Consider the following 18,589-nt stretch of genomic DNA (forward strand, 5'->3'; position numbering starts at 1 on the left):
TTTTCAATATGATTATTTGCTGATTTTCTTATATTTAATGCGATGCGGTTCTAGTGCTTCGGCCCCAAGAGTCCGCTTTTTATAGTCTTCGTATTCACTAAAGTTACCTTCAAAGAAAGTCACTTTACCCTCATCCTGATAATCAATAATGTGGGTTGCGATACGGTCAAGGAACCAACGATCATGGGAAATAACCATTGCACAACCTGGGAATTCCAATAGGGCGTTTTCCAGTGCACGCAAGGTTTCAATGTCCAGGTCGTTGGTTGGTTCGTCGAGCAGCAGCATGTTACCGCCAACTTGCAGCAGTTTAGCCAGATGTAGTCGGCCTCTTTCACCACCAGATAGTTCACCGACACGTTTACCCTGATCGACACCTTTGAAGTTGAAGCGGCCAACATAAGCGCGGCTTGGCAGCTCGAAGTTGCCGATACGCATGATATCCTGACCGCCGGAAATCTCTTCCCAGACGGTTTTCTTATCATCCATATTGTCACGGAACTGATCGACAGAAGCCAGTTTGACAGTTTCACCTAACGCAATAGTACCGGAATCGGGCTGTTCTTGGTTGGAAAGCATACGGAAAAGGGTGGATTTACCTGCGCCGTTAGGCCCGATAATCCCGACAATTGCTCCTTTTGGCAGAGAGAAATTCAGATTGTCGATAAGCACCCGGTCGCCATAAGACTTGGTCAGATTTTCCACTTCCAGAACTTTGTCGCCCAGGCGTGGTCCTGGTGGGATAAACAGCTCACTGGTTTCGTTGCGTTTCTGGTATTCAACGTTGTTTAATTCTTCAAAACGGGCCAGACGTGCTTTACCTTTTGCCTGACGGCCTTTTGGATTTTGGCGAACCCATTCTAGCTCTTTCTCAATAGATTTACGGCGGGCAGCTTCTGTTGATGCTTCCTGAGCCAAACGAGCGTCTTTCTGCTCCAGCCATGAAGAGTAGTTACCTTCCCATGGAATACCTTCACCACGGTCAAGTTCCAAAATCCAGCCAGCAACGTTATCAAGGAAGTAACGGTCATGCGTAATTGCAACAACAGTACCTTCGTAATTGTGCAGGAAGCGCTCCAGCCAGGCGACGGATTCGGCGTCAAGGTGGTTTGTCGGTTCATCCAGCAGCAGCATATCTGGTTTTTCCAGCAGTAAACGGCAGATTGCTACACGGCGGCGTTCACCCCCGGACAAATGCTCAATTTTTGCATCCCACGGAGGCAGACGCAGCGCGTCAGCTGCACGCTCAAGCTGGTTATCAAGGTTATGACCATCGTGGGACTGGATAATCGCTTCCAGCTCACCTTGCTCTTTCGCCAGTTTGTCAAAATCAGCATCAGGATCAGCATAAGCTGCGTAGACTTCATCCAGACGGGTCAGCGCGTGTTTCACTTCGCTAACCGCTTCCTCCACTGCTTCGCGGACAGTGTGCTCAAGGTTTAATTTTGGCTCCTGTGGTAGATAGCCAATTTTAATTCCCGGCTGTGGGCGGGCTTCGCCTTCGATATCTTTATCAATACCGGCCATAATCCGCAGTAAGGTTGATTTACCCGCGCCGTTAAGGCCAAGAACACCAATTTTGGCTCCCGGAAAGAAACTCAGGGAGATATTTTTTAGAATGTGACGCTTCGGGGGGACAATTTTGCCGACCCGATGCATGGAGTAAACATATTGAGCCACGTTGCTATAAGCCTCGCTATCTCTGATTGTTATAATGATAATGCCTGTTTTGCGAAGTCAATCGCATGAACAGGGCGTGTGGGTATCTGATTATATCCGGTTAGGTTATTTATGTTCATCTGAACACGATTTATCACAGTTTACCCGATTTAAGTTAATAAACTCCATAACCTAATTGCCAGAATAGGATGGCTCTGAGGCGAGTTTGTTAAGACGGATCAATTTATTGGATAAAAAACTTACCTGTTTAGTATATACGGTTAAATATTTCATCATGGAGTGAATTAATGTGGTAAGTGGCGGTGATTATATTATTATGATGTGTATACATTTGTAATATTAACCTATTCAATTTGATCTCCGGGAGGAGCGTGTGGTAATGGCTAAATGGCAACACTTTGTGATGGTTACAGGGTTGGTTTTTGTGTCTGTCGCAGCAAACGCTGATTCTCTGGACGATCAGCGGCAACGATATCAGCAAATTAAGCAAGCGTGGGATGCCAGTGATATGGCTGAGGTGGCGAGATTGATGCCAACATTGAAAGACTACCCACTTTATCCTTATCTTAAATACCGGGAGCTGACTCAGGATTTGGCGTTGGTAACACCAGAACAGATCCGTGGCTTTATTGATAGTTACCCTAATTTGCCACCAGCACGCTCTTTATCATCCCGTTTTATCAATGAACTTGCACATCGTGAAGACTGGCGTGGGCTGCTCGCATTTAGCGCTACAGCACCGAAATCGATTACAAATCGTTGTAATTACTATTTTGCCAAATGGGCGACAGGTGAAGAGCAGGTTGCCTGGCAGGGAGCGAAAGACATTTGGTTGAATGGTCGCTCTTTACCTGCCAATTGCGATAAATTATTTGATGTCTGGCAGCAAGCGGGCTACTTATCGGCGGAACTGATATTACAGCGTATTAGTCTTGCATTAAAAGCGGGGAACACTTCACTGGTCAGTTACCTCGCTAAACGATTACCGCTGGGATACAAAAGTATTCGTGATGGCCTGATTAAATTGCAAGATGATCCTGCTACCGTATCTGTTTTTGCTGATAATACCAGGCCGACTGATTTTACCCGTGTCGCTATTTTAACGGCTTTCTCACTCCTTGCCCGTCAAGATCCGGATCAGGCAAGAGCGGTCATTCCATCAATTGCCAGAGCGCAAAAGATGAATGACAGCGAGCGCCAGCGGTTAAAAGATATTGTTGCCTGGCAGTTAATGGGGGATGTGAACGATGAGCAGGAAAAGTGGCGCGATGATGTTATCCGCGATAGCCAATCTGTTTCACTGCTTGAGCGTCGTGTTCGTCTGGCGCTGGGTCATGCCGATGAGCCTGGTTTGGCTCAGTGGATCAAATTACTACCGTTAGCGAACCAGAACAAAGAGGAATGGCGTTATTGGCAGGCTAATATTTTATTGGCGCAGGGTAATAAAAGCGAAGGTGAGGCGATACTGCGTAAGTTGACAGAAGGTCGCGGTTTTTACCCAATGGTTGCTGCGCAAAGACTGAATATCCGTTATCCGTTGATGATTAATATCGCAGAAAAGCCCGATTCGGCTATTGCTTCGATGTCCGAAGTGCAGAGAGTAAGGGAACTGATATATTGGCAAATGAATAATCTTGCCCGCACAGAGTGGAGTTATTTGGTTGCCAGCCAGAATAGATCAAAACAACAGCAGTTGGCACGTTATGCTTTTAACCAAAAATGGGCAGCTCTTAGTGTACAGGCGACAATAACCGGGAAAATGTGGGACTATCTTGAAGAGCGTTTTCCGTTGGCATGGCAGCAAGAATTCAGTCGTTTCACGTCAGATAAGGGGATTTCGCAAAGTTATGCGATGGCGATAGCCCGTCAGGAAAGCGCCTGGAATCCGCAGGCCAGTTCTCCAGTCGGTGCAATGGGTTTGATGCAAGTGATGCCGGGAACGGCGGCAGATACGGTTAAACAAAATGATATTCAGGGGTATGTAAACAGTAGCCAGTTGATGGATCCGCTGACGAATATCGAAATTGGTACGGCTTATCTCGAATCGGTTTATCAGCGTTTTGGTCATAACCGGATACTTGCCAGTGCCGCTTATAATGCAGGTCCGACCCGTGTGGATCGTTGGTTATCTGACAGTGGTGGGCAGTTGGACGCGATAGCCTTTATTGAAAGCATTCCATTTTCCGAAACGCGCAGTTATGTCAAAAATGTTTTGGCTTATGATGTTTTCTACAGTAACTTTACGGGTAAGTCATCAAAGGTGTTGACTAACGCAGAATGGCAAAGGCGATACTGATTTATGGCAAACTATGCTATGCTGACGTACTAGTTAAATAGTATGATAACTGATTAATTATGACTCCGAATCATCTGACAGACCCGGCACTTTCGCCACAAGATAATGAAGACTGGCAACGCTTCGTGACGTTACTCCAACAGGCTTTTGCGCAAGATCTGCAACATCCAGTTTTGCAATTATTATTGACGCCTGATGAGCGGGCAGCACTGGCTACAAGAGTACGGATTATCAAAGAATTGATGAGTGGACGAATGAGCCAACGTGAACTGAAAAATGAACTTGGGGTTGGAATTGCGACTATCACTCGTGGTTCTAATAGCTTAAAGTTTGCTCCAAACGATGTGAAAGCATGGTTAGAAGAGCAATTGCTGAAATAACAGCAGGCCGCTGACTGCGGCCTGGGGTGAATGCCTGTTTAACGGGCATTCAGTTCTTTATAAATTTCATGATGGACAGGCACTAAAGCGAGTATCAGGGCTTGATGGTACACACTGGTACGAGTCAGGATGCCATCAGTGAAAAAGCCAATAGCACCGCCTTTCTGTTTGATGTTATCAACACCGGTGAGGTAAGCCATTTCGTGACCTAATTCACGGCCCTCGCGGATACCATCAAGAATTTTCTCTGGCAGCATCAGGCTGGCAGAGCGGGATTCTCCGCGAATTTGCTGATGTTCCACTACCATCCAGGCAAATGTCATATCATCTTCAATACCCGCTTCCACACCTACCCAAAAATCTGCTTCAGGGCGGACCTGCCTAGCGGCCATCACACGCTGACGGGCACCGGTACGGGTTTCTGTGTTACCAATAGGTTGTTGTGGGACACTGCTGTCTACATTGATATCTTCTATCCGGTAAGCACCTGGTCCAAAAACGTCATCAAATGCGAGACTGATGGCTTTAATTTTGGCGGGGTTGGTGGTTGCAGCAATAACGTGATACATAATAGATAAGTTATCCTTTGAACTAATATTTACGCAGTATAACGGAAAATGAAAATGTTACAGGTATATCTTGTTCGTCATGGGGAGTCTGAATGGAATGCGGCACGTCGTATCCAGGGACAATCTGACAGCCCTTTAACCGAAACAGGCGAACATCAGGCCAGATTAGTGGCGCAAAGAGTAAAATCTGAAAATATTACCCATATTATTACCAGTGACCTCGGACGCACACGCCGTACCGCGGAAATCATTGCTAAGGTTTGCGGTTGTGAAGTTATTTTGGAACCACGTTTGCGTGAATTGCACATGGGAGTGCTTGAGCGCAGAAATATTGACTCACTGACTTCAGAGGAAGAAAAATGGCGTAAGAAAGTTCTTGATGGTACACCCGGCGGGCGCATCCCTGAAGGAGAATCTATGGAGGAGCTCTCTGTACGAATGAAGGCCGCGCTGGAGACTTGCCGTCACCTGCCAGGTGGTAGCCGGCCGTTACTGGTCAGTCATGGAATCGCTTTGGGATGCTTGGTTAGCACGATATTGGGATTACCCGCACATGCTGAACGTCGTCTTCGTTTGCGTAATTGCTCTCTGTCTAGGGTGGATTATCAGCACAGCCCGTGGCTGGCATCAGGCTGGATTGTAGAAACGGCAGGCGATATCACACATCTTGATATGCCCGCACTGGATGAATTACAGCGTTAGTGCTGGATAGGAATGAGATACTGAAATTCGATGATATGATTCGCTGCTTCCTTTTCCCGGTCATTGGTATTGGTGAGATAATAGCGTTCGATATCGTATCCTTTCCTGCGTGTCAAGTTTAGCATTGGCAAGCAAATACCATAGACGGTGAACAGGAAATCCTGTAAGCCATCTTTGGTGCCATAGTAACTGAATGAAACATATTCTCCAGCTGGCAATGTAACAGGTTGGCTACCTGCCACATCAAACTGCGCATATTTGGGTTCTACTGCTGTCGTGTAGAACACCGTCTGCTCATCTTCTTTTTCTGGGTTGAGAATAGCGTGGTGAAGGCCATAAAGCACAGGCGGCAACACTTCTGCATTTTGCAGATAGTATGTCCAGAAATTATGGCGCATTTCAGTACAAGAACTGGACCACTGTTCCAGCGTATAAGAACAGGTCTGTTCTATACCAACCAGCGGCTGTTCCTCCAGCGTGATATATGTTGCTTCGGGAATATGCCTCTTATCCAGCAATATGGGGGGGCAAATACCGGCGGCACACCATTCCTCACTGAGCCGATAAAGTGCCGGAGTTTTATTAAATTGTTTTTTAAATGCACGAGTGAAAGTTTGTTGGGAGTCAAACCGGTACTGTAAAGCAATATCCAGAATAGGACGGCTGGTTAAACGCAAAGCAACGGCTGCCCGCGATAACCTTCTCGCACGGATATAGGAGCCAATAGCCTGGCCGGTAACATCTTTAAACATACGTTGCAGGTGCCATTTAGAATAACCTGCTTTGGCTGCAACATTGTTGAGTGATAACGGTTGATCCAGATGATTATCTAGCCAACGTAATAAATCACGAATGATGCTGGTTTGATCCATACATCTCCTTAGTCATTAAGACCAGAAAGAATAATATAAGAGCCTATACCATTAGGCTATTCTGTTTGCTATTTGAACAATCCCTCAGGCTAAGTGAAACGAATCATTCACATATATTGTGTACGTTCTGGTTTCTGCGTGCTGTTCGTGTTCATAATTTATTGACAAGAGTAGAATTCAACAATAATTCTACTGGATATAAACACTAAGTGTAAGACAAGTCTTCTATTTACAATAGGATACTTGTTCGTATTATTATTTCACTCATTACTTTATGAAATTATATTAATGTGTAACTATTATTGTTGGTGGTATCACCATACTGTTTAGTATTACTGTAGTGAAATTTTAGGCTTAATTAATTAAGGCATGAGATTATATATGTTAAAAATCATAAAGATATTAGTAACAACTACATTGTTGTTCGTACCTTTGACTACTCAGGCTGAAGAAATTGGCTCGGTAGACACCGTGTTTAAATTTATCGGGCCAGATCACAAAATTGTGGTGGAGGCGTTTGATGATCCAGATGTTAAAAATGTGACTTGCTACCTGAGCAGAGCAAAAACAGGCGGAATAAAAGGGGGATTGGGACTTGCGGAAGATACCGCTGATGCGGCTATTTCCTGCCAGCAGGTCGGATCCATTGAACTGACAGATAAGATTAAAAAGGGCGATAAGAAAGGTCAGATTGTTTTCCAGAAACGCACTTCACTGGTGTTTAAAAAACTTCAGGTTGTTCGTTTCTACGATGTAAACCGTAATGCATTAGTCTATCTGACTTATTCTGACAAAATGATTGATGGTTCACCGAAGAATGCGATCAGTGCGGTACCCATTATGCCGTGGAAAGTTGCGGAAAACTGAGAGGCAGGATGGGGTTCCTCATGGACATCCCATCCTGTTATTTATTTTAGCTTTATCGATGATTCACATTACGCTTCTAAATCACCGCAGAAACGATAACCTTCACCATGAATGGTGGCAATAATTTCCATCGCATCTGGATTAGATTCGAAATGTTTACGGATACGCCGGATAGTCACATCAACAGTACGGTCATGAGGTTTCAGCTCACGGCCTGTCATTTTTTTCAGTAATTCTGCGCGAGTCTGGATCTTACCCGGATTTTCACAGAAATGAAGCATGGCGCGGAACTCACTGCGTGGCAATTTGTATTGCTCACCAGCAGCGCTGATCAGAGAACGGCTATTGATATCCAATTCCCAGCCATTGAATTTGTAGCTCTCAACCTGGCGTCGCTCCTCGGTGACAGTACTCAGATTCATGGTACGGGAAAGTAGGTTGCGTGCCCGAATAGTCAATTCTCGTGGGTTAAAAGGTTTGGTGATGTAATCATCCGCACCAATTTCCAACCCAAGGATCTTGTCTACCTCATTATCACGGCCGGTCAGGAACATCAAAGCAACATTCGCTTGCTCACGCAATTCGCGGGCAAGTAACAAGCCATTTTTGCCTGGAAGATTAATATCCATAATCACCAGGTTAATGTCATTGTCTGACAGAATATGGTGCATTTCTGAACCATCAGTGGCTTCATAAACGATATACCCTTCAGCTTCGAAAATGCTTTTCAGGGTATTGCGAGTGACAATTTCGTCTTCAACAATCAAAATGTGCGGGGTTTGCATGGTTGCTACCTAGAATCGCTTAAAATAAAATCAGAATGACTCAAACTACTCTTATCTCAGGATATTTACTGGTTATTGTTTGTCATCACTGAAATTATAGCTTAAGTCAGTAATAACATTTATTGATATGTTTTACACTGAAAGTAAAAGTTGTTTTTCCTTTGTGGGCATATACCCGAAAAAACTAGCTAAACAGTGTTATGTTAGTCTATTAACAGCAATATAACAGCTTGCAATGCATTTACCATCTAAAAAAACTACCTTTTATTGACGTACATCAAAATTGATTGTAGCACGTTAATATTATTTATATTTGTTATTTTATACCTTGTACTATGTCAGGCAAATGACAAATTCCTGTTAACGCACTGAGCGTTGTTGTGTAAAAAACAATCTACAATAAACTTGTCGGCGAACAAAAATAACTGATTTTTACTAAAAGATAAAACATATTGTTAATTTTGTTAAAAATAGATTTAATAACTAAAATATTACGTTCAGTAAGATATATTTGTTGGTATTGATGACGATGAAATGAATTATTCCAATGGGAAAAATATCAAAAAAATAAGATCATTTAGATAAAATGTTTGACTTTGTGAAAGAATTCATTTAACCAGTATAGGGTCGAACTAATTAAATGACAGACAGGAACCTATGCAAGCTATCAGCCTGAAAACGACAATTATTATCACCACCGGAACCACAGGTTACGGTGCGGGCTGACGCATATATTAAAGATAGAGAGAAAAGCCCGCATCCAAATCAGATGCGGGCTTTTTTTTGGCGCGAAATCAGGAGAAAAATGTTAATGCGAGTGCTTAAATTTGGAGGAACTTCGGTCGCTAATTGCCAGCGTGTGCAGAGCGTCGCCGATATTGCAGAGAAAAAACTTTCTCAGGGAGGGGTTGCGTTAGTGCTTTCTGCCCCAGCAAAAATTACCAACCATTTAGTGGCGATGATCGAAAAAACTGTGGCTAGGCAAGATGTTATTACCCATATGCATGACGCAGAGCGGATCTTTGCTGATTTATTGCAGGGGTTAGCGCAAGCACAACCTAGTTTTGATTATGAACGGTTAAAGATGGTGGTGGAGCAAGAATTTGCTCAATTGAAACAGGTTCTGCATGGTATTTCATTATTGGGTCAATGCCCGGACAGTATTAACGCTTCCCTGATTTGCCGTGGTGAAAAACTCTCTATCGCAATCATGGAGTCTGTATTGCAGGCACGTGGTCACAAAGTCACAGTGATTGATCCGGTAAAAAATCTGTTGGCACAAGGTCATTACCTTGAATCTACGGTAGATATTAATGAGTCTACCAAGCGTATTTCTTCTCTGAATATTCCTGATGACCATATTGTCCTGATGGCTGGATTCACTGCCGGCAATGATAAAGGGGAGTTGGTTGTTCTGGGGCGGAATGGTTCTGACTATTCAGCTGCTGTTTTGGCTGCTTGTTTGCGGGCTGAATGCTGCGAAATTTGGACGGATGTGGATGGCGTTTATACCTGTGATCCCAGAATTGTACCGGATGCACGGCTATTAAAAGGCATGTCCTATCAGGAAGCGATGGAACTCTCTTATTTCGGTGCTAAAGTACTTCATCCACGGACTATCGCCCCGATTGCTCAATTCCAGATCCCTTGTTTGATTAAAAATACAGCCAATCCAGATACGCCGGGAACACTTATTGGTGATGGGCAGAAAGATGAAAGTACGCCGGTGAAAGGGATTACCAACCTGAGTAATATGGCAATGATTAACGTATCAGGCCCTGGTATGAAGGGGATGGTTGGTATGGCCGCAAGGGTATTTGCTGTCATGTCCCGCAAAGGGATCTCTGTCGTGCTGATTACTCAGTCATCTTCAGAATACAGCATCAGCTTCTGTGTCCCTCAACGTGAATTGGAACGTGCTCGTCAGGCGTTGAGTGAGGAATTCTATTTTGAACTAAAAGATGGCGTTCTTGATCCTCTGGATGTAATGGAAAATCTGTCCATTATCTCTGTTGTTGGTGATGGTATGCGTACCTTGCGTGGCATCTCTGCCCGTTTTTTTTCCGCATTGGCTCGCGGTAATATCAATATTGTCGCCATCGCACAGGGATCTTCTGAACGTTCTATCTCCGCAGTTATCGACAATGAAATGGCAACGACAGCGGTTCGTCTGTGCCATCAGATGTTATTTAATACCGATCAAGTGATCGAGCTCTTTGTCGTTGGTGTTGGTGGTGTTGGCAGTGTTTTACTTGAGCAGATCCGTCGTCAGCAAACTTGGCTGAAGCAAAAGCACATTGATTTACGGGTATGTGGTATCGCCAATTCACGAGCTATGCTGACGGATATGAGAGGTATTTGTCTTGATAACTGGCAACAGTGTTTATCAGAGGCCAAAGAACCATTTAGTCTAAGCCGTCTGATCCGCCTGGAGAAAGAGTACCATTTGCTTAATCCGGTGATAGTCGATTGTACTTCCAGTCAGCAAATTGCTGACCAATATGCCAGTTTCCTGAGTGACGGTTTCAACGTGGTAACGCCAAATAAGAAAGCTAATACTTCGTCGATGGCTTATTATCGTCAGATCCGTAAAGCAGCAGAGAAATCTAAACGTAAATTTCTGTATGACACCAATGTGGGTGCGGGTTTGCCGGTTATTGAGAACTTACAAAACCTGCTTAACGCGGGTGATGAACTGGTGCAGTTCAATGGTATTCTTTCCGGCTCTCTCTCTTTCATTTTTGGTATGTTGGATGAAGGGATGTCATTATCTCAGGCGACTTTATTGGCGAAAGAGAAAGGCTATACCGAACCGGATCCTCGTGATGATCTCTCCGGTATGGATGTCGCCCGTAAGCTGTTGATCCTCGCCCGTGAATCAGGTTATGAACTTGAACTGGGGGATATTGATGTGGAGCCTGTGCTGCCAGCCTCTTTTGATAGTAGCGGTAGTGTGGATACTTTCCTCGAGCATTTGCCCTTTCTTGATCAAGTTTTCAGCCAGCGTGTGGCAGAAGCAAAGGAACAAGGAAAAGTGTTGCGCTATGTTGGCATGATTGAACATGGCCGTTGTAGAGTGAAAATCTCCGCAGTAGATGGCAATGATCCTCTTTATAAAGTCAAAAATGGCGAAAATGCGCTGGCATTCTACACGCGTTACTACCAACCAATACCGTTGGTGCTGCGGGGTTACGGGGCAGGTAATGATGTCACTGCCGCAGGTGTTTTCGCAGATATGCTGCGTACTTTATCCTGGAAACAGGGAGTTTAATTGTGGTTAAAGTCTATGCGCCCGCATCTATCGGGAACGTCAGTGTTGGGTTTGATGTGCTGGGAGCTGCGGTCTCTCCGGTTGATGGTACTTTGTTAGGTGACTGTGTTACTGTCCGGGCCGCAGAGAGTTTTAGTTTGCGTAATGAAGGGCGGTTTGTCGGAAAGTTACCTGCGGAGCTGGAGTACAATATCGTTTATCAGTGCTGGCAGCTGTTCTGCCAGCATTTAGGTAAACAATTACCCGTGGATATGATGCTGGAAAAGAACATGCCAATTGGTTCTGGTCTGGGTTCCAGTGCGTGTTCTGTGGTGGCGGGTTTGATGGCATTGAACGAATTTGCAAGTCGTCCGTTCAGTGAACACCAATTACTGGAAATGATGGGGCAACTGGAAGGGCGCATTTCTGGCAGCATTCACTATGATAATGTCGCTCCATGCTACCTCGGTGGTTTGCAATTGATTATGGAACAGGAGGACATTATCTGTCAGCCGGTGCCGACATTTGATGAGTGGCTATGGGTAATGGCCTATCCGGGGATCAAAGTTTCCACTGCGGAAGCCAGAGCCATTTTACCGGAAAAATATTCGAAACAGGATGTTATCGACCACGGACGTTTTCTTGCCGGTTTTATTCATGCCTGCCATACACAACAACCAGAATTAGCAGCCAGATTGATGAACGATGTGGTTGCTGAACCGTATCGAACGCAACTGCTCCCGGGTTTTGCCAAGGCCCGGGAGGCAGCAAAAACGATAGGTGCATTGACCTGTGGTATTTCTGGTTCTGGCCCGACGTTGTTTTCCATTTGCAATGATATGACTACCGCGAAGAAAATGGCTCAGTGGCTGCAACAGCATTATATTCAGAATGATGAAGGTTTTGTACACATTTGCCGTCTGGATCTCGCAGGCGCACGACAGATAGGGTAACGGAACGGATGAAACTGTATAACTTAAAAGACAACAGCGAGCAGGTGAGTTTTGCGCAGGCGGTAAAGCAGGGGTTAGGCAAACAGCAAGGGCTTTTCTTCCCACAAGATCTACCCGAATTTAACCGTGAAGAAATTGATCAACTACTGAAACTGGATTTTGTTACCCGCAGCAGCCATATTCTTTCGGCATTTATTGGTGATGAGATTCCGCCAGAACAACTGGCGGCACGGGTTAAGAGCGCTTTTACTTTCCTGGCACCAGTGGCAAAAGTAGAAGATGATGTTGCAACACTGGAATTGTTCCACGGTCCGACTCTGGCATTTAAAGATTTTGGTGGTCGTTTTATGGCGCAAATACTGGCACAGATTGCTGGTGAGCAGCCTGTGACTATCCTGACCGCGACTTCCGGCGATACTGGTGCAGCAGTAGCACACGCCTTTTATGGGTTGAGCAATGTACAGGTGGTGATCCTTTATCCGCAGGGAAAAATCAGCCCACTACAGGAAAAACTGTTCTGTACATTGGGCGGTAATATTCATACGGTGGCAATTGATGGTGATTTCGATGATTGCCAGGCACTGGTTAAACAGGCGTTTGATGATAATGAGTTAAAACAGGCTCTGTATCTCAATTCAGCTAACTCAATTAACATCAGCCGCTTGTTGGCGCAAATTTGCTATTACTTTGAGGCGGTTGCTCAATTACCAGAAGATAAGCGTGAACAACTGATTATCTCGGTGCCCAGTGGGAATTTTGGTGATTTGACTGCGGGTTTATTCGCGAAATCAATGGGGCTGCCGGTAAAACGCTTTATTGCTGCGACTAATGTTAACGATACGGTTCCACGTTATTTGACCGATGGAAAATGGGTGCCTCATCAGACAGTTGCCACGCTTTCCAATGCAATGGATGTTAGTCAGCCAAACAACTGGCCGCGTATTGAAGAGCTGTTTTGCCGTAAATCCTGGCCATTAAGTGAATTGAGCTATGGTGTAGTCAGTGATGAAGTGACTAAAAAGACGATCAAGGCATTGGCTAAATTGGGTTATATCTCTGAACCTCATGCAGCAGTTGCTTACCGTGTTCTGCGTGATCAATTGCAAGAGGATGAATACGGGCTGTTTCTCGGTACGGCTCATCCGGCGAAATTTAAAGAGAGTGTAGAGCAAATTCTGGGTGAGGAGTTACCATTACCTGAAGCGCTGGCAGAACGGGCTGATTTAGCGTTGTTGTCCCATTATTTACCCGCAAATTTTGCTGAATTGCGAGCTTTCCTAATGGAAAGGATACCTAAATAATCAAGAAGATATGGACGCCGCATAAACCATGCGGCGTTTATTATTGATAATAAAAGTCTTAATGTTGTTCTGGGCGTTTAAATACCAGCTCATTCCCTTTGGATAACGACTCATCGAATGCGTAGCCATCCAGATTAAACTCCACCAGATGGTCAGCTTGGGTTAGCTGATTTTGAATAATAAACCGGCTCATCAGCCCACGGGCTTTTTTCGCATAAAAGCTGATAATTTTATATTTACCGTTTTTTTCATCAAGGAATACGGGTTTGATAATTTTACCGGCTAATTTCTTTGTATTAACGGACTTGAAGTATTCATCGGAAGCCAGATTAACCAATATATTATCGCCTTGCTGCTCCAAGGCTTCATTGATCTTTTCAGTGATCAGATCTCCCCAGAAAGCATAGAGATCTTTACCGCATTTATTTTCCAGTTTGATCCCCATTTCTAGCCGGTAAGGTTGCATCAGATCCAAAGGACGAAGCACGCCGTAAAGACCAGACAGGATCCGCAGATGATCCTGAGCAAAATCAAAATCCCTATCGGAAAAAACTTCAGCTTGCATACCGGTATAAACATCACCTTTAAATGCCAGAATAGCCTGACGTGCATTTTCTGGGGTGAAATCAGCATGCCATTCGCCAAAACGAGCTGCATTCAGACCGGCAAGCTTATCGCTGATACCCATCAGACTGGCAATTTGAGCAGGTGTCAGATCTCGACAGATACTGATTAACTGCTTTGACTGATCGAGTAATTCTGGCTGGCTGTATTTTTCCGTGGCAAGCGGGCTTTCATAATCAAGGGTTTTGGCAGGTGAAATAGTAATAAGCATAACGTCATCCCGGTTGTTCAGATTGAATTACTTTAACAAAAACTCGGGTGAAAAGAACAATAACAACGATAGCGGAAACTGCCGTGCATTTGATTTACACGACTTGTGTAAACAAAATGATGCCTGAAAGGAAAATATACCCTCAATTCCTTCATATATTCAGCACGTTGACGTGTTTCTTATTCCTTATCTCTACACTCATCCTTACTGCTTGCTATATCTTCACAACATTTCATTTCTAACTTTAGATATTGAATCGAAAACGGTTGCGAGTTAATGACTGTGAGTGATCGTTTTTACCGCCTTGCAGCAAGGTCTTAGCATGTTATTATCAGTGGATGGCGCAGCAATAATGCCACAATTTCACGCATAACGATTTCACGCATAACGATGAGATATGACAAAATGACCGATAAATTAACTTCCCTGCGTAAACTGACAACTGTAGTAGCGGATACCGGGGATATTGCGGCAATGAAACTTTATCAGCCACAAGATGCTACAACTAACCCATCTCTGATCCTTAACGCTGCACAGATCCCTGAATATCGCAAACTCATTGATGAAGCAATTGCGTGGGCGCGTGAACAGAGTGATTCCCGCGAGCAGCAGATAGTGGATGCCAGTGATAAACTGGCTGTAAATATTGGTTTGGAAATTTTGAAACTGATCCCTGGCCGCATCTCGACAGAAGTAGATGCTCGTCTGTCTTATGACACCGAAGCCAGCGTAGCTAAAGCTAAACGCTTGATAAAGCTGTATAACGAGGCAGGTATCAGCAATGATCGTATTCTGATCAAACTCGCTTCAACCTGGCAGGGCATCCGTGCGGCTGAACAGCTAGAAAAACAAGGTATTAACTGTAACCTGACTCTGCTGTTCTCTTTCGCTCAGGCCCGGGCTTGCGCAGAAGCGGGGGTTTACCTGATTTCTCCATTCGTTGGCCGTATCCTTGACTGGTATAAAGCGAACAGCGATCAGAAAGAGTACGCTCCACACGAAGATCCGGGCGTAGTTTCTGTGGCGGAAATCTATCAATATTATAAAGAACATGGCTATGACACTGTTGTGATGGGCGCAAGTTTCCGTAATTCCGGTGAGATCCTGGAATTAGCGGGTTGTGACCGTTTAACTATTGCCCCTGCACTGCTGAAAGAGCTGTCTGAAACTCAGGGTGAGGTTGAATGCAAGCTGGGTTATAGCGGTGAAATTAAAGTGCGTCCAGCGCCACTGAATGAAGCTCAGTTCTATTGGAAACATCATCAGGATGCAATGGCTACAGAAAAACTGGCGGATGGCATCCGTAAATTTGCTGTAGATCAGGACAAACTTGAGAAGATGATCGCTGATCTGCTGTAATTACAGGTTATAAACTATTCTTTTTGTTTTAAAGGCGGCATAATTGGCCGCCTTTTTGCTGTTAGCTAATTATGTATTATTGAGGTTTGTATGAATGAATTGCGCATTGGCCTGGTATCCATCTCTGATCGTGCATCAAGCGGTGTTTATCAGGACAAAGGGATTCCGGCACTGGAAGAGTGGTTAAAAAGTGCTATTACAACACCTTTCAGTATAGAAACGCGTCTAATCCCTGATGAGCAAATTATCATTGAACAGACCCTGTGCGAGCTGGTGGATGAAATCGGCTGTCATCTGGTTTTGACTACCGGTGGAACCGGCCCCGCACGCCGTGATGTAACTCCTGATGCAACATTGGCTGTTGCAGATCGTGAAATGCCAGGCTATGGCGAACAGATGCGTCAGATCAGCCTGAAATTTGTTCCAACAGCAATCCTATCCCGCCAGGTTGGCGTTATCCGCAAACAAGCTCTTATTTTGAACTTACCAGGGCAACCAAAAGCAATAGCAGAAACGCTGGAAGGTTTGAAAGACGAAAATGGCAATGTTCTGGTATCCGGCATTTTTGCCAGCGTGCCATATTGTATCCAATTGCTGGATGGCCCATATGTCGAAACCGATGATAAGGTAGTTGCTGCTTTTAGACCGAAAAGCGCTCGTCGCTGAATGAACTAATACATCCATCAGCGCTGCGGGCATGAAATTCATAGGCGGCACAGAAGCCTGCCACAGAGAGTCCTTCAAAGGCTTGTTATGCTCGCATGTGCAGATCACTGTCGGATGCATAAACAATTTCTACCGGTGTAACGGCACTGATATCACCAGCAAGGATCAGTAATCGTTGAATTTTAAAGTTAGCAGCCAGATTGTTTGGAGATTGATTAAATAAGATAATAACAAAAACAAGATGTTATATTTTTATACAGTGGCTAAGCTATCATTAATTTTTATATATAACAATAAGTTAACAATGCTATTATGGTTAATATCTATTAGCTAATTGTTTATCTATTTCTATGGATCTTATTACGGATATATTGAATAGTTCTTTGACTCTGTTAATAAATTTCCCGATTTAGTTGCTAAATATCTCAAAGAAAATTAATTTTATTGTCTCAGATAAATATTGTGAGTTTTGTAAATACGTTTGTCGATGTGATGGAACAGAACTGTATCGCTCAATTTTCATCTATTTCATTTGATGCATTTGTTTTTGAATTGTGGGTAGCGTTATCGTATGGTGCTTCAATGTGCATCGTTGATTCTGAAACACTTCTTTATAAAAACCGGTTTTATAAAACGGTAACTGAAAATAAAATCTCAATAGCGCTTATTACTACTACTTTGATTAATAATGGGATTTTAGATAACTTTATTGGTCTTACATCATTTCGGCGGCTTTATTCAAGTGATATGCCATTAGTGCTATTTAACAACTTCAAAGGTGTACTGGATGATATGATATCGGTTAATTTCTATCATAGAAAACATATCACTTAAGGCATAGTTACCACTGAATTCAGAATGAGAAGTGTACTAACTATACAAATCTAAGAACAAAGCAGCTTTATCAGTAGCGCTATAAGCCGATTGAAAGCAACGACAGGCTGCCCGAATAGAGAGAATCATTTGTCATGGCAACATTAAAAATATTGACTATTCCAGATGAAAGACTGAGGCAAAAGTGTGTTGAAGTTGCAAATGTTGAAGAGATCCAAGGTCTGATCGATGACATGCTTGATACCATGTATAACACGGATAATGGAATCGGTTTGGCCGCACCGCAAGTTGGACGAAAAGAAGCGGTGGTGATCATTGACATTTCAACGCATCGAAATCAGCCTTTGATTCTGGTCAACCCAAAGATCGTTGAGAAAGAACGCAGTGTCATGGGGCAAGAAGGATGTTTGTCTGTCCCAGGATATTACGCTGATGTAGAAAGATTTGAAAAAGTGAAAGTCGAAGCGTTAAACCGGCATGGTGAGACGATCACAGTGGAGAGTGAAGATTTCCTGGCTATTGTGATGCAACATGAAATTGATCATCTTCACGGCAAGATTTTTATTGATTACTTATCACCATTGAAAAGGCAAATGGCGTTGAAAAAAATTAAAAAATATCACAATAACAGAGCATCTTAACCGAATTTAAATCCAAAATAGTCAAGGGGCAGAACTGAAACGCCGATGTCATGTGGATGACGTTCCGGCAGTTGTGGTAAAGCCCCTTGAATGGTTAGCTTATTGCAAACACAACCCCGTAGATTAGTACTACAACCGTAGAAACAAAAAATTTGTATTTTTTCTGATGACTACAACACGGAGAAATCGTAATGATTTAATCTTTATCTATGAATATGCCGTTTGTTGAGAAAGAGAATTACGGCTGTAGTATTAGGTTGTCTCCCTCAATATAAATAGGTTTTCATAATAGTGATACACCCATTTTTACCCTTCCCGATTTTTGCTGTTGTCATGATACTGCTTCCATGAATACCTTTACATGTTGAAGCCATTGCCACATAAATTGACAACAGTGGTTCCGTGTCACGTCGTTCATTTCGGAGTATCGATGCGATGATAGGTATAACGCAGTCCGTTTGGTGATTTTTGGCGATTAATCAGATCGTCAAAATCGGACTGAGTTCCCTCCAGTGATCTACTCTTTTGAAATCTTATTTAATCAATAAATTAACCCAGTACCGTGGCGGTAAAACGACACATTGGATCCTCACGCCAGT

Annotated in this window: 17 protein-coding genes and 1 other annotated feature; of the genes, 12 read left to right on the forward strand and 5 right to left on the reverse strand. The window is 43.8% G+C overall.

Going from position 1 to position 18,589, the window contains the following annotated elements; genetic code table 11:
* Positions 1 to 12 precede the first annotated feature (12 nt).
* Positions 13 to 1,680, reverse strand: a complete 1,668-nt coding sequence (gene ettA / locus C5471_RS17820; RefSeq protein WP_133816349.1) for an energy-dependent translational throttle protein EttA — start codon at positions 1,678 to 1,680, stop codon at positions 13 to 15.
* A 379-nt stretch (positions 1,681 to 2,059) separates the two neighbouring features.
* Between ettA and sltY the strand changes: the two genes are divergently transcribed.
* Both sltY and trpR read left to right on the forward strand, forming a co-directional pair.
* Positions 2,060 to 3,976: a murein transglycosylase gene (sltY, locus tag C5471_RS17825; protein WP_133816350.1), complete on the forward strand. Its 1,917-nt coding sequence runs from the start codon at positions 2,060 to 2,062 to the stop codon at positions 3,974 to 3,976.
* A 59-nt stretch (positions 3,977 to 4,035) separates the two neighbouring features.
* Positions 4,036 to 4,356, forward strand: a complete 321-nt coding sequence (gene trpR, locus C5471_RS17830; RefSeq protein WP_133816351.1) for a trp operon repressor — start codon at positions 4,036 to 4,038, stop codon at positions 4,354 to 4,356.
* A gap of 38 nt (positions 4,357 to 4,394) precedes the next feature.
* Here trpR and yjjX read toward each other — a convergent pair whose 3' ends face one another.
* Entirely contained in the window at positions 4,395 to 4,925 is a 531-nt protein-coding gene (gene yjjX / locus C5471_RS17835) for an inosine/xanthosine triphosphatase (protein ID WP_133816352.1), read from the reverse strand.
* Between the two features lie 54 nt (positions 4,926 to 4,979).
* On the opposite strand from yjjX, the gene gpmB reads away from it, so the two are divergent.
* Positions 4,980 to 5,627 carry a 2,3-diphosphoglycerate-dependent phosphoglycerate mutase GpmB gene (gpmB, locus tag C5471_RS17840; RefSeq protein WP_133816353.1) on the forward strand — a complete coding sequence of 216 codons (648 nt, stop codon included), beginning with the start codon at positions 4,980 to 4,982 and terminating at the stop codon, positions 5,625 to 5,627.
* On the opposite strand, the gene robA is transcribed toward gpmB, so the two are convergent.
* Positions 5,624 to 6,499, reverse strand: a complete 876-nt coding sequence (robA, locus tag C5471_RS17845; RefSeq protein ID WP_133816354.1) for an MDR efflux pump AcrAB transcriptional activator RobA — start codon at positions 6,497 to 6,499, stop codon at positions 5,624 to 5,626. The genes gpmB and robA overlap by 4 nt on opposite strands.
* A 381-nt stretch (positions 6,500 to 6,880) precedes the next feature.
* On the opposite strand from robA, the gene creA reads away from it, so the two are divergent.
* Positions 6,881 to 7,366 carry a protein CreA gene (creA, locus tag C5471_RS17850; RefSeq protein WP_133816355.1) on the forward strand — a complete coding sequence of 162 codons (486 nt, stop codon included), beginning with the start codon at positions 6,881 to 6,883 and terminating at the stop codon, positions 7,364 to 7,366.
* Positions 7,367 to 7,434: 68 nt separating this feature from the next.
* On the opposite strand, the gene arcA is transcribed toward creA, so the two are convergent.
* Positions 7,435 to 8,151, reverse strand: coding sequence for a two-component system response regulator ArcA (gene arcA / locus C5471_RS17855; RefSeq protein WP_133816356.1), 717 nt, complete (start codon positions 8,149 to 8,151; stop codon positions 7,435 to 7,437).
* 657 nt (positions 8,152 to 8,808) lie between these two features.
* Between arcA and thrL the strand changes: the two genes are divergently transcribed.
* From thrL to thrC, 4 genes are all read left to right on the forward strand, one after another.
* On the forward strand, positions 8,809 to 8,877 hold the full coding sequence (thrL, locus tag C5471_RS25375; protein ID WP_133816459.1) for a thr operon leader peptide: 69 nt from the start codon (positions 8,809 to 8,811) through the stop codon (positions 8,875 to 8,877).
* Positions 8,816 to 8,937 (forward strand) — a sequence feature (Thr leader region). Its footprint overlaps the gene before it by 62 nt.
* A 25-nt stretch (positions 8,938 to 8,962) precedes the next feature.
* A complete protein-coding gene (thrA, locus tag C5471_RS17865; protein ID WP_133816357.1) occupies positions 8,963 to 11,422 on the forward strand; it encodes a bifunctional aspartate kinase/homoserine dehydrogenase I in 2,460 nt (819 codons plus the stop codon).
* Entirely contained in the window at positions 11,404 to 12,354 is a 951-nt protein-coding gene (gene thrB, locus C5471_RS17870) for a homoserine kinase (RefSeq protein WP_207627387.1), read from the forward strand. The genes thrA and thrB overlap by 19 nt, the downstream gene beginning before the upstream one ends.
* Positions 12,355 to 12,362: 8 nt before the next feature.
* On the forward strand, positions 12,363 to 13,655 hold the full coding sequence (gene thrC, locus C5471_RS17875; RefSeq protein WP_133816359.1) for a threonine synthase: 1,293 nt from the start codon (positions 12,363 to 12,365) through the stop codon (positions 13,653 to 13,655).
* Between the two features lie 58 nt (positions 13,656 to 13,713).
* Here thrC and yaaA read toward each other — a convergent pair whose 3' ends face one another.
* The gene (gene yaaA / locus C5471_RS17880) at positions 13,714 to 14,490 is read right to left on the reverse strand and encodes a peroxide stress protein YaaA (RefSeq protein WP_133816360.1); all 777 of its coding nucleotides are present in this window, start codon (positions 14,488 to 14,490) and stop codon (positions 13,714 to 13,716) included.
* Positions 14,491 to 14,895: 405 nt separating this feature from the next.
* On the opposite strand from yaaA, the gene tal reads away from it, so the two are divergent.
* The 4 genes from tal to def all read left to right on the forward strand — a co-directional run bounded on the left by tal (position 14,896) and on the right by def (position 17,990).
* Positions 14,896 to 15,849: a transaldolase gene (gene tal, locus C5471_RS17885; protein ID WP_133816361.1), complete on the forward strand. Its 954-nt coding sequence runs from the start codon at positions 14,896 to 14,898 to the stop codon at positions 15,847 to 15,849.
* Positions 15,850 to 15,939: 90 nt separating this feature from the next.
* Positions 15,940 to 16,515 carry a molybdopterin adenylyltransferase gene (gene mog, locus C5471_RS17890; RefSeq protein ID WP_133816362.1) on the forward strand — a complete coding sequence of 192 codons (576 nt, stop codon included), beginning with the start codon at positions 15,940 to 15,942 and terminating at the stop codon, positions 16,513 to 16,515.
* A 438-nt stretch (positions 16,516 to 16,953) separates the two neighbouring features.
* Positions 16,954 to 17,349, forward strand: coding sequence for a hypothetical protein (locus C5471_RS17895; RefSeq protein WP_339959301.1), 396 nt, complete (start codon positions 16,954 to 16,956; stop codon positions 17,347 to 17,349).
* Positions 17,350 to 17,483: 134 nt separating this feature from the next.
* Positions 17,484 to 17,990: a peptide deformylase gene (gene def, locus C5471_RS17900; protein WP_133816364.1), complete on the forward strand. Its 507-nt coding sequence runs from the start codon at positions 17,484 to 17,486 to the stop codon at positions 17,988 to 17,990.
* Positions 17,991 to 18,589 lie beyond the last annotated feature (599 nt).

This window comes from Photorhabdus tasmaniensis, assembly GCF_011189505.1.
GTDB classification, from domain to species: Bacteria; Pseudomonadota; Gammaproteobacteria; order Enterobacterales; family Enterobacteriaceae; genus Photorhabdus; species Photorhabdus tasmaniensis.

Bases quoted from the DNA above. Each gene is read 5' to 3' on its own strand.
- sltY (WP_133816350.1), top strand. From the start codon at position 2,060: ATGGCTAAATGGCAACACTTTGTGATGGTTACAGGGTTGGTTTTTGTG.
- trpR (WP_133816351.1), top strand. From the start codon at position 4,036: ATGACTCCGAATCATCTGACAGACCCGGCACTTTCGCCACAAGATAAT.
- yjjX (WP_133816352.1), bottom strand. From the start codon at position 4,925: ATGTATCACGTTATTGCTGCAACCACCAACCCCGCCAAAATTAAAGCC.
- gpmB (WP_133816353.1), top strand. From the start codon at position 4,980: ATGTTACAGGTATATCTTGTTCGTCATGGGGAGTCTGAATGGAATGCG.
- robA (WP_133816354.1), bottom strand. From the start codon at position 6,499: ATGGATCAAACCAGCATCATTCGTGATTTATTACGTTGGCTAGATAAT.
- creA (WP_133816355.1), top strand. From the start codon at position 6,881: ATGTTAAAAATCATAAAGATATTAGTAACAACTACATTGTTGTTCGTA.
- arcA (WP_133816356.1), bottom strand. From the start codon at position 8,151: ATGCAAACCCCGCACATTTTGATTGTTGAAGACGAAATTGTCACTCGC.
- thrA (WP_133816357.1), top strand. From the start codon at position 8,963: ATGCGAGTGCTTAAATTTGGAGGAACTTCGGTCGCTAATTGCCAGCGT.
- thrC (WP_133816359.1), top strand. From the start codon at position 12,363: ATGAAACTGTATAACTTAAAAGACAACAGCGAGCAGGTGAGTTTTGCG.
- yaaA (WP_133816360.1), bottom strand. From the start codon at position 14,490: ATGCTTATTACTATTTCACCTGCCAAAACCCTTGATTATGAAAGCCCG.
- tal (WP_133816361.1), top strand. From the start codon at position 14,896: ATGACCGATAAATTAACTTCCCTGCGTAAACTGACAACTGTAGTAGCG.
- mog (WP_133816362.1), top strand. From the start codon at position 15,940: ATGAATGAATTGCGCATTGGCCTGGTATCCATCTCTGATCGTGCATCA.
- def (WP_133816364.1), top strand. From the start codon at position 17,484: ATGGCAACATTAAAAATATTGACTATTCCAGATGAAAGACTGAGGCAA.